The organism is Clostridium sp. C105KSO13, assembly GCF_001517425.1.
In the GTDB taxonomy this organism is placed as follows: domain Bacteria; phylum Bacillota; class Clostridia; order Lachnospirales; family Lachnospiraceae; genus Muricomes.
This window is the reverse complement of sequence record NZ_FBWL01000147.1, coordinates 24,255-34,469: the sequence shown is the minus strand read 5'-3', so window position 1 is coordinate 34,469 and position 10,215 is coordinate 24,255. Positions and strand designations below refer to the sequence as shown.

10 protein-coding genes are annotated in these 10,215 nt (G+C 44.1%); 5 read left to right on the top strand and 5 right to left on the bottom strand.

Going from position 1 to position 10,215, the window contains the following annotated elements; all coding sequences use genetic code 11:
- Window positions 1–206 precede the first annotated feature (206 nt).
- From sufU to sufC, 5 genes are read right to left on the bottom strand one after another with little or no spacing between them, the layout of a single operon-like run.
- Complete coding sequence (sufU, locus tag BN3456_RS02840) at window positions 207–635, bottom strand: Fe-S cluster assembly sulfur transfer protein SufU (protein WP_089982650.1); 429 nt, start codon at window positions 633–635, stop codon at window positions 207–209.
- Window positions 625–1,851, bottom strand: coding sequence for a cysteine desulfurase (locus BN3456_RS02835; protein WP_089982649.1), 1,227 nt, complete (start codon window positions 1,849–1,851; stop codon window positions 625–627). The genes sufU and BN3456_RS02835 overlap by 11 nt, the downstream gene beginning before the upstream one ends.
- A complete protein-coding gene (locus tag BN3456_RS02830) occupies window positions 1,838–2,926 on the bottom strand; it encodes a SufB/SufD family protein (RefSeq protein WP_089982648.1) in 1,089 nt (362 codons plus the stop codon). Before BN3456_RS02830 ends, BN3456_RS02835 begins: the two co-directional genes overlap by 14 nt.
- 16 nt (window positions 2,927–2,942) lie before the next feature.
- Window positions 2,943–4,361 (bottom strand): Fe-S cluster assembly protein SufB, encoded by a 1,419-nt coding sequence (sufB, locus tag BN3456_RS02825; RefSeq protein WP_089982647.1) that lies wholly within the window; start codon window positions 4,359–4,361, stop codon window positions 2,943–2,945.
- A gap of 1 nt (window position 4,362) precedes the next feature.
- Window positions 4,363–5,112 carry a Fe-S cluster assembly ATPase SufC gene (sufC, locus tag BN3456_RS02820; RefSeq protein ID WP_089982646.1) on the bottom strand — a complete coding sequence of 250 codons (750 nt, stop codon included), beginning with the start codon at window positions 5,110–5,112 and terminating at the stop codon, window positions 4,363–4,365.
- Window positions 5,113–5,466: 354 nt separating this feature from the next.
- Between sufC and BN3456_RS02815 the strand changes: the two genes are divergently transcribed.
- The 5 genes from BN3456_RS02815 (at window position 5,467) to BN3456_RS02795 (ending at window position 10,154) form a co-directional block, all read left to right on the top strand.
- Entirely contained in the window at window positions 5,467–6,342 is an 876-nt protein-coding gene (locus BN3456_RS02815) for a metal-dependent transcriptional regulator (RefSeq protein WP_089982645.1), read from the top strand.
- Window positions 6,326–7,159 carry a hypothetical protein gene (locus BN3456_RS02810; RefSeq protein ID WP_089982644.1) on the top strand — a complete coding sequence of 278 codons (834 nt, stop codon included), beginning with the start codon at window positions 6,326–6,328 and terminating at the stop codon, window positions 7,157–7,159. Before BN3456_RS02815 ends, BN3456_RS02810 begins: the two co-directional genes overlap by 17 nt.
- Window positions 7,160–7,256: 97 nt before the next feature.
- Entirely contained in the window at window positions 7,257–7,859 is a 603-nt protein-coding gene (locus tag BN3456_RS02805; RefSeq protein WP_089982643.1) for an ECF transporter S component, read from the top strand.
- A gap of 100 nt (window positions 7,860–7,959) precedes the next feature.
- A complete protein-coding gene (locus BN3456_RS02800; protein WP_089982642.1) occupies window positions 7,960–9,219 on the top strand; it encodes an MFS transporter in 1,260 nt (419 codons plus the stop codon).
- Complete coding sequence (locus BN3456_RS02795) at window positions 9,216–10,154, top strand: LysR family transcriptional regulator (RefSeq protein WP_089982641.1); 939 nt, start codon at window positions 9,216–9,218, stop codon at window positions 10,152–10,154. Before BN3456_RS02800 ends, BN3456_RS02795 begins: the two co-directional genes overlap by 4 nt.
- The last annotated feature ends 61 nt before the right edge of the window (window positions 10,155–10,215 follow it).

Below are 10,215 nucleotides of genomic sequence, written 5' to 3'. Positions count from 1 at the left end.
TGTTTTTGTGGTGATTACATTATACACGAAATAGGGGGGTCATTGCTATTTTATTTGTAAAAGTGGATATAACCCTTGAAAATAAAAGGTTTTAAATAAAAATAGGGCTGTAAAACTTTACAGTACCGTTTTCATATTGGGGCTATGTAAATGATAAAAAACCTTTTCCCCCTTCTATTATTTTTTACATAGTGTTAGAAGAAGCACTAGTTTTCATCTAGTGCTTCTTCTAACGTATGCCAGGCCAGTACGGCGCACTTTACTCTGGCGGGCATGTGTGATACACCCTGCAGGGCGGCGGCATCTTCCAGTTCTTCAATTTGTTCTTCATCTGTAACTTCGCCTTTGATCATTCCGAAGAATAGCTTCATCAGCTTTTGGGCTTCTTCTACAGGTTTTCCTTTGATTAGGTCTATCATGATAGAGGCGGAAGCCTGGGAGATAGCGCAGCCATCCCCCACAAAACCTGCATCTTCTATGGTTCCGTCCTTGACCCGCAGCTCCAGAACGATATCGTCTCCGCAGCTTGGGTTGACGCCTTCCAGGCTGATGGTTTTATCTTCCACAGGATGGCGGTTCCATTTGGCCCGGCTGTTTTCTACAATAATCTGGTTATATAAATCTTTAATCTCCAAGGCCCATATACCTCCTTACATTTTGGATTCCGGAAAGCAGCATATCCACATCTTCTTTTGTATTATAAATTGCAAAACTTGCCCGGCAGCAGGCTGTGATTTTCAAATAATCCATCAAAGGTTGTGCACAGTGATGGCCTGCACGGACAGCCACACCTTCTGCATCCAAAATAGAAGCAGTGTCGTGGGGATGCACTTCATTTACATTAAAAGAAATCAAGCCGTGACGGGACTTGGCGGAGGATTCTCCATAAATAGTTACATAGGGGATTTCCTTCAATTTACCGATTGCATATTCCATCAGATCATGTTCATGTGCCACAATTTTATCATAACCGATGGAATTGATATATTGTATGGCGGCTTTTAGTCCCACTTCTCCGCCTACGTTTCTGGTTCCGGCTTCGAACTTCCGGGGAATTTCGCCGTAAGTGACACTCTGCTCATGAACGCTCTGAATCATGTCACCGCCACTTAGAAACGGCGGCATTTTTTCCAGCAGTTCCTTTTTGCCGTACAAAACACCGACACCCATGGGGCCGTAAAGTTTATGGCTTGAGAATGCAGCAAAGTCCACATCCAGTTTCTTCACGTCGACGGGCTTGTGAGGAACGCTTTGTGCACAGTCTAATACTACAACAGCCCCGGCTTTTCTTGCCTGCGCTACAACCTTTTCAACGGGAGCTCTGAGTCCCAGTACGTTAGAAACCTCGGCGATGGCGACAAGACGGGTCTTGGGCCCTATTTTCTTTTGTATCTCTTCATCGGTCAGATGACCGGACTCATCGGGGTAGAGAAATGTAAGCACTGCGCCTTTTGCCTTTGCAACTCTTTGCCAGGGGACAAGGTTGCTGTGGTGTTCTGCAACGGACAGGGCAATTTCATCTCCTGCCTTTATAAACTCCAAGCCGTAGCTGTAAGCCACCAGATTGAGGGATTCTGTTGTATTCTGGGTGAAAACAATTTCTTCCGGTTCTGCGTGGAGAAATTCTGCAACAGACTTTCTGGCATTTTCATGTGCCTCTGTAGCCCTGGCACCCAGTTCGTAAACACCCCTGTAGGGATTTGCGTTGTCTTTCTCATAATAGGAAAGGGTGGCGTCAAGCACCTGGCGGGGGTGTTGTGTTGTGGCCGCATTGTCTAAATATACCAGCCGTTTTCCGTTTTCTGGCACAAGTAATGCCGGGAAATCCTGAAGTATTTTATTCTGGTTCATTACTTTTCAGTCTCCTTTCAATTTGTAAGGATAACCCTTCTCTCAAATTTTCATCCGGAATCAGATCCAGCACAGGTGCAAACCTGCCTTTTATGAGAAGGAGCCTTGCCTGGAGCGGTGTCAGCCCTCTTGAACACAGGTAGTAAATCTGGGTTTCGTCAAGACGACCTATTGTGGCTGCATGCTGCCCTTCTACTTGTTCTTCCCCGCAGAGTATCAGGGGTACTGTGCGGTTTCTTACTTTCTTACCAAGCACTAAAACGTCTTCGCTTTCATGGCCTGTTGAATAAGCAGCCCCTTTCTTGAAATCAATGGTTCCCCGAAGAATTTTACTGCTTTCCCCGGCAAGAACTCCGGCTGTGTACATGTCACACCGGGTACTCTTACCTATATGCTCCGATGTGTCGTTGAAATCGAAGACTTGAGTCTGATCCCCAAAGTAAATTGTATTTAAAAGATAATTGCTTTCCTTGCCTTCCAGAACAGCTTTTGATCCTAAAGCAGCCTTCTTTCCGCCCATAACGGCACGGATTACTTCCACTTTGGCACCCTCTTTTGCACGGATAGCCACACCGTTCCAGCTGCTGCAGGAACGGTTTAAGTCCTGTACCTGAATCAGTCTGACGAGGGCTCCCTTTTCCGCATATATTCTGGTAAGTTCTGCAGTAAATCCCGAACTGTCTTCCTTGGAATCTGCTTCCTGGAGGAGAGTGATACTGCTTCCTTCTTCTGCGTAAATACCATAATTTCCAATAATTGCCGTATTAGAACCGGAGACAGAAGCTTTAAATCTAATGGTCTGTTCTGATGCTTTCTTTGCTTTCAAAAAGCAGGAAACATTGGAATTTTCTTCTATATAAGTATCATAGGATTTTCCTATGCCACTTTCCATTTCATTGTTTCTTTTTGGGAAGTTTTCTATTCTTTCTACACCGGAGGGCAAAAGAGATACCGAAAATCTTTCATCGGAAGGTATCTCTTTTGGAGCTTCGGGTAGTGCAAATTCTTTTCCTGCCCAGTTAACGCCAAGATGGTTCCAGGTGAGAGCGGGCAAAACATTGAGTTTATCTTGCATATTGGCACACCTCCTTTTAGCCTATACTGCCGTTCATTTCCAAGTGAATTAAGTTGTTCATTTCCACTGCATACTCCAACGGAAGTTCTTTTGCCACAGGTTCAGCAAAGCCGCCCACGATTAATGCTCTGGCATCTTCTTCCGAGATTCCGCGGCTCATCAGATAGAATATTGCCTGTTCGCTGATGCGGCCGATCTTGGCTTCATGTCCGACATCTGCCTCGTCACATTGAATATCCATGGCGGGTATGGTATCAGATCTGGACCGGTCATCCAGCATCAAAGATTCACAGGATACGGAGGACTTGCTTCCAACAGCATCGGGGTTTACCTTCACTGAACTTCTGAAGGTGGAGATGCCTCCATCTCTTGATATAGATTTTGTGGATATGTGAGAGGTTGTGTTTGATGCTGCATGTACTACTTTTGCTCCTGTATCCAGATTCTGTCCGCCGCCTGCAAAAGTAATCCCTGTGAATTCCATACGGCTTCTGTCCCCCTGCAAAATGCTCATAGGATAGAGGTATGAGATGTGAGAACCGAAGGAACCGGACACCCACTCAATTGTACCGTCTTTTTCCACCCTGGCACGTTTTGTATTTAAGTTGTACATATTTTTAGACCAGTTTTCAATGGTGGAATATCTAAGCCTTGCACCTTCCCCTACAAACAGCTCCACACAGCCTGCGTGTAGATTATTTACGCTGTACTTGGGTGCTGAACAGCCCTCAATGAAATGCAGGTATGCACCTTTGTCCACTATAATAAGAGTGTGCTCAAACTGACCTGCACCCGGAGCATTCAGTCTGAAGTAGGACTGAAGAGGGATTTCAACTGATACACCGGGGGGCACATATACAAAAGAGCCTCCGGACCATACAGCCCCGTGAAGAGCAGCGAACTTGTGGTCTGAAGGAGGTACCAGCTTCATAAAATGCTTCCGGACCATTTCCTCATAAGGACCTGTCAGAGCGCTTTCCATATCAGTGTAAACCACACCCTGTGAGGCGGCTATGGCAGATATATTGTGATAAACTACCTCAGAGTCATACTGGGCGCCAACGCCTGCAAGAGATTTGCGCTCTGCCTGAGGTATTCCCAGTCTTTCAAAGGTATTTTTTATATCGTCAGGCACTTCCGACCATTTTCCCCGCATGCTAGTATCCGGACGGACATAGGTTACAATGTTTTCCATATGAAGGTCGTCCAGGGACGGTCCCCAGTTAGGAGCGGGGATGCTGTTGTAAAGGTGCAGTGACTTCATACGGAAAGTACGCATCCATGGGGGATCATTTTTCTCATCTGAAATCTGATTCACAATCTCTTCCGTGAGGCCGGATTGTACTTCGAAGGAAGGATGTACTTCGTCTTTTATATCATATATACTTCTGTCGATCTCTTCTATATTGGTTTTTTCTGATTCGAAAGCCTTCATATTAATCAGTCCCTTCTTCCATACGGCCAAATCCACTCTCAATGATTTCAGAGGCCAATTCTCTGCCGCCTGACTTTATGATATGTCCTCCTTCCAAAATATGGACATAGTCGATATTTAGCCCTTCTAAAATCTTGGCGCTGTGAGTAATAATCAAAACTGCGTTTTTCTGGTTATGGTAGGTGCTGATTCCTTTGGAAACAGTTCTCACGGCGTCTACATCCAGTCCGGAGTCTGTTTCGTCCAGCAGAGCAAGCTGGGGCTGAAGCATCAGGAGCTGCAGAATCTCAGCTTTTTTTTTCTCACCGCCGGAGAATCCCACGTTTAGATAACGTTTAGCATAAGAAGGATCCATATCCAGTGCTTCCATCTGTGTCTTTAGTTCTTTGCGGAAAGCCAGAACTTTGGGAGGGCGTCCTTCTACGACTCCTTTAGCTGTCCTCAAAAAATTTTCCAGAGTTATTCCGGGAATCTCTTCCGGAGCTTGAAATGAGAGGAAAATTCCCTTTCTGGCTCTCTCATCAGTCTTTTCATCAGTAATGTTCTTACCGTTAAACAGAATCTTCCCCTTTGTAACTTCATATCTTGGATCTCCCATAATAGAAGATACCAATGTGGACTTTCCTGTTCCGTTAGGCCCCATTAAAACATGAATTTCACCTTTATCTATTTTTAGATTAACACCTTCAAGAATTGCATGGCCTTCCACCGAAACCCCCAAATCCTGAATTTCAAGCAATGTACTGCCCATATAAAATGCCTCCTTCCAAATGGCTGAATTACATTAAAATTTTATCGATTAGTATTGTCTAACATCCTTACGGTAAAATACTACACCATTTTACTAGGAATTGCAAGTACCGGAGGTTTGTTAAATAAAAAATATGTGTACTATCGTAGGAACGTTCTGTACTATTTTGCAAAATGTCTGCAGGACAGTCCACTAGCATCTGTACAAACAGAATCAATTAATATATAATAAAGTAAAACAGTAAGAATGTGATATATAAAGGGGTTATAGAATAAAAAATATTTTAAAAATCACATAGGACAGGATAACTGGCCCGGCATACTGGTACATAATATTGCAAAGGATAATGAGTTCATGAAAAGAGAGTATGAAGAGGAGGGCACCATGGGAAAGATTGGCATGAAGGTTCCCATGAACATGGAAGAAAAGGAAGAGGATTTTCTAGAACGCATGTATTTAAGATGGAGAGAGGGAAAATCACTTTTGCTGGTCGACTTTACAGTAGAAATGAAAACTTGCAAAAGAGAGCTGAACAGTCTTGCAAAGCGAATGTTAAAGCATGGATACCTGGAGGAACCGATGGCAAACGGCGAACTTTTTTTGACGGATTTCGGAAAAAGCCAGGGATTGGAGTGTACAGTCAGACATCAAAAATTAATGCAGTTTCTTCAGATGGTCAGCGGCATGGAGCAGGAGGAAGCGGAACAGGATGCCTGCCGCATGGAACATGTAATCAGCGGGAAAGGGATGGATGGAATCAGCAACTTCCTGAAGTATGGTGATATCTACGACAGAAACTTCGGTCATATGGACTTGTCTGCCACGTATGAAGAAGGCACCTATGATATCCTTATGGCCATCTATGAGCCGGAAAAAAGAAACCCCCGATTTCTGGCAGAAGAATTTGAGAAATTTCAGACGGTGGCAGCATTAAAGGTAAAAGCAGGGGAAAGTTCTTTTTTTCTGTACTTAAAGCAGGGAAACGATGCAGGATGCTTATGGTATAAAAAAAATGAAGAGTGGATTTTGGCTGTTCGAACAGAAGATTGTTTTAGGCTTCCTACGGACATTTTTACTTATACTGTCAGTGCTGCGGTGCCGGTTACAGAAGGAAAGGCAATAATTGCATTTACGGAAAATGGAATATCACCGATTACGACAGACCACAGGGAATTGAATATTCACCTTTGGCAGCAGGAGGGAGAAAAAGAAAATGGTACAGGGAGATAACTTGAAAAGAAAGAGCCGGCCCTCCGTATTACAGCTGCAATATATGATAGAATTAGAGAGGCTTGGAAATGTACATGGGTTCCAGACCATGATTGCACAAAAATGTGGGGTCACACAAGTGGCAGTTAATAAATATCTTAAGATTGCCGTGGAAAAGGGATACTTAGCAGAAGGTTATAGATTCACGGAATATGGACATAAGTGGCTGGGCGGGTACAAAAAACTTCTGGGAAGACTGGAACGATATCTGAAGAATATTGGAGTGCCAAAGTCAGATATGAAAGAAGCAGTCAGATCTATGATTGAAAATACAGAGCGGTATGTTCTGGAAGCCATTCTTCAAAATTACGAGCAGCAGCTGCCGGGTCTGCCGGATAAGAAGATAAGCCCGGTGAGTGATATAAAAAACGTTGTTCGACAGCACACAAGGCACAGGGTCCAGTATATATTCTACCGGTTGGATAGAAACAAAAATGCCCCTGTCTCCATGTCAAATAAGGGATTTGAGGAGACTGCTTATGTTGTGCAGGAGGGAGAAAACGAATACCTGGAACTGTATATCGGTGAAAAGACATTGGACGGCCCTATACGGGGAGAAGCGGTGGAAGTAATCCCAATGTCTTTAAAATACGAGAATCGGGGTATTCTTGAAATGGCCGAGAGACAAGGTGGAAAACTGATGATTCCGCTGTCAGCCTGCCATATTCACAAGGGGCAGGACGGCGGCCTAAAAGGAATAATGTCAGTGAATATAATTTGCAGCGACGATAAGGCTCATATACTGGAAAGTACAGAACTTCTTGTATTCTGGCTGTAAGCTGGACTGGTCGATTTGAGTATAACTGGATATTTCTATAAATCCACTTTAGAGTTAATATAAGTGAAAGTAAAGTAGGAGAAAGGATACAGTTATTATGGAACGGAGAAATCAAACAGTGATGAAATTGGCCCAGACAGCTCTGCTGGCAGCGCTTTGCTACGTAACGTTTACGTTTTTACAGATTAAGATCCCAATGCCGGAAGGAGATGCAACATCTCTTCACATCGGTAATGCTTTTTGCGTGCTTGGAGCATTGCTTCTGGGAGGCTGGTACGGCGGTCTGGCCGGTGCAATCGGGATGACGATAGCGGACATTATGGATCCGATTTATATTACCGGAGCACCGAAGACATTTATCTTGAAGCTTTGCATTGGACTAATAGTAGGTTTGGTTGCACACAAAGTCGCAAGAATTAATGAGAGCAGCGATAAGAAGTATGTGTTGAAATGGAGTGTGATTGCATCTGCAGCAGGACTTGGATTTAATGTTGTGGCAGATCCGGTTGTGGGATACTTTTACAAGCAGTACATTTTGGGTCAGCCGCAGCAGATGGCGGAAGTGCTGGCGAAATGGAGTACTGCCACTACCTTTGTCAACGCTGTAGTATCGACTATTTTAGTAGCATTTTTGTATAATGCGGTGCGCCCGATTTTGCTGCGTTCCGGATTGCTGATAAAAATTAAGAAAACCGCATAGAGCAGTGCGAATATTAAAAGCTCTGTGATAATCGTGGCAATCCCCTGTATTTTATATTATAATGAGCAGTAATGAAAAGAGATAATTAAGGAGTATCAATATGACATCATTATTATTGCTTATTATTTATGTGGCTTTCATCAGCCTGGGACTGCCGGATTCCCTGCTTGGCGCGGCGTGGCCCAGTATGTATAAAGAGTTGGGAACATCTGTCTCCTGGGCAGGGGCCATTACGATGATTATTGCAGTGGGGACAATTGTCTCCAGTCTGGCAAGCGACTATATGACCCGTAAACTGGGGGCGGGGAAAGTGACGGTAATTAGTGTAGGTATGACGGCAGTAGCCTTGTTTGGATTTTCCATCAGTCATTCCTTCTTGGTTTTGTGCCTGTGGGCTCTTCCCTACGGACTGGGTGCCGGTAGCGTGGATGCTGGGCTGAATAATTTTGTCGCTCTCCATTATCCGGCACGGCATATGAGCTGGCTGCACTGCATGTGGGGAGTGGGAGCCAGCATCGGGCCGATGATTATGGGCTGGGCTGTTTCGGGAAGCTTAAAGTGGAACGGTGGATACCGCATCATATCGGTTTTCCAGTTCATTCTGACAGCGATTTTAATTCTTTCTCTGCCTCTGTGGCGAAAAAAACGAGGGGACTACGTTTCAGGCCCGAAAGCCCAAATAAACCCGGAACATGAAACGGCAAAAGCAGAAGCTTTGGAGGCTGGCTTAGAGTCACCTAAAGAGCATACGCGGCATCGGTATACATTTGGGCAGATTTTGAAGGTGAGAGGAGTAAAAGAAGCGCTGACCTGTTTCTTTTGTTATTGCGCACTGGAAAGTACTGCAGGATTGTGGGCTGCGAGCTATTGTACCTTGTACCGGGGAGTTGCTCCTGAGCGGGCGGCCAACTGGGCCAGTTTGTTTTATCTGGGAATAACGGCAGGAAGATTTGTCTGCGGATTTATTACGATGAAGGTCAATGATCGGAATATGGTTCGCCTGGGGCAGGCAGTGGCGGGGATAGGAATCCTTTGCGTATTACTGCCTTTCGGAAATGGCATTCTGGTTACGGGACTCATTTTGATAGGCTGTGGCTGTGCACCTGTTTTTCCGTCCATCATACACGAAACACCGTATAATTTTGGCGCAGGTTTAAGTCAGTCAATTATCGGGATGCAGATGGCGGCAGCTTATGTGGGAACCTGTCTGGTTCCTCCGCTGTTTGGAGTCATAGCTCAGTATATCAATATCGGGCTGTATCCACTCTTTATGGCGGTTCCGCTTTTTTTTATGATTGTAATGTCGGAAAAATTACATATAGTTGTTGAGAAAAAAGAATTGTGTGAGGAATCAATATGACATTGCAGCAGCTAAAGTATGTTGTAACTGTAGCGGAAAAGGGCACAATCAGTGAGGCGGCTAAGGATCTGTTTATTTCACAGCCCAGCCTTACCAATGCCATCAAAGAGCTTGAGCAGGAAATGCAGATTACAATATTCAACAGAACCAATAAAGGAGTTGTCATCTCAAATGAAGGGGATGAGTTTTTGGGCTATGCACGACAGGTTTTGGAACAGGCAAACCTGCTGGAAGAAAAGTTCCTGAATGTGAAGGAGCAGAGTCCGCGTTTTTCTGTCTCCTGTCAGCACTATTCTTTTGCGGTAAATGCATTTGTGGATGTGATACGGCAGTTTGACGGAAATAAATATGATTTCACGTTGAGAGAGACGCAGACATATGAAATCATTGAGGACGTACAGAGACTGAAAAGTGAGATTGGTATTCTTTACACATCCTCCAAGAACGAAGAAGTTCTAATGAAATTGATTAAGAAAAATGAACTGAAATTTGAGGAACTATTTGTGGCGAAGCCTCATGTGTTTATTGCTTCAAGGCATCCCCTGGCAGAAAGGGAGAGTCTGACAATAGAGGATTTGGAGAACTATCCTTATCTTTCCTTTGAACAGGGGGAAAACAATGCTTTTTATTTTTCAGAAGAAATTTTAAGCACCCTGGATAGAAGAAGGAATATTAAAGTGAGGGACAGGGCGACCCTGTTTAACCTTGCAATTGGACTGAATGGATATACAGTCAGTTCAGGGATTATCTGCAAAGAGCTTAATGGGGCGGATATCATTGCAAAACCCCTTCTGGTTGATGAGTACATGAGAATCGGCGTCATAACTCATAAACATGTAGCGCCAAGCAGATATGGCAGGGCTTATTTGGAAGCGTTGCAAAAATATACAAGTTATATGAAAAATAATCAGAAGGCAGACTTGGGTTTGATATAGCTTTTAGCTATATCAAACCTTTACTTTTATATATTTTTCAAATCATTTCCTGAATAGTATA

Coding starts and splice junctions, on each gene's coding strand:
- sufC (WP_089982646.1), bottom strand. CDS start 5,112: ATGGGCAGTACATTGCTTGAAATTCAGGATTTGGGGGTTTCGGTGGAA.
- BN3456_RS02835 (WP_089982649.1), bottom strand. CDS start 1,851: ATGAACCAGAATAAAATACTTCAGGATTTCCCGGCATTACTTGTGCCA.
- BN3456_RS02800 (WP_089982642.1), top strand. CDS start 7,960: ATGACATCATTATTATTGCTTATTATTTATGTGGCTTTCATCAGCCTG.
- BN3456_RS02810 (WP_089982644.1), top strand. CDS start 6,326: ATGGTACAGGGAGATAACTTGAAAAGAAAGAGCCGGCCCTCCGTATTA.
- BN3456_RS02815 (WP_089982645.1), top strand. CDS start 5,467: ATGAAAAGAGAGTATGAAGAGGAGGGCACCATGGGAAAGATTGGCATG.
- BN3456_RS02795 (WP_089982641.1), top strand. CDS start 9,216: ATGACATTGCAGCAGCTAAAGTATGTTGTAACTGTAGCGGAAAAGGGC.
- BN3456_RS02805 (WP_089982643.1), top strand. CDS start 7,257: ATGGAACGGAGAAATCAAACAGTGATGAAATTGGCCCAGACAGCTCTG.
- sufB (WP_089982647.1), bottom strand. CDS start 4,361: ATGAAGGCTTTCGAATCAGAAAAAACCAATATAGAAGAGATCGACAGA.
- BN3456_RS02830 (WP_089982648.1), bottom strand. CDS start 2,926: ATGCAAGATAAACTCAATGTTTTGCCCGCTCTCACCTGGAACCATCTT.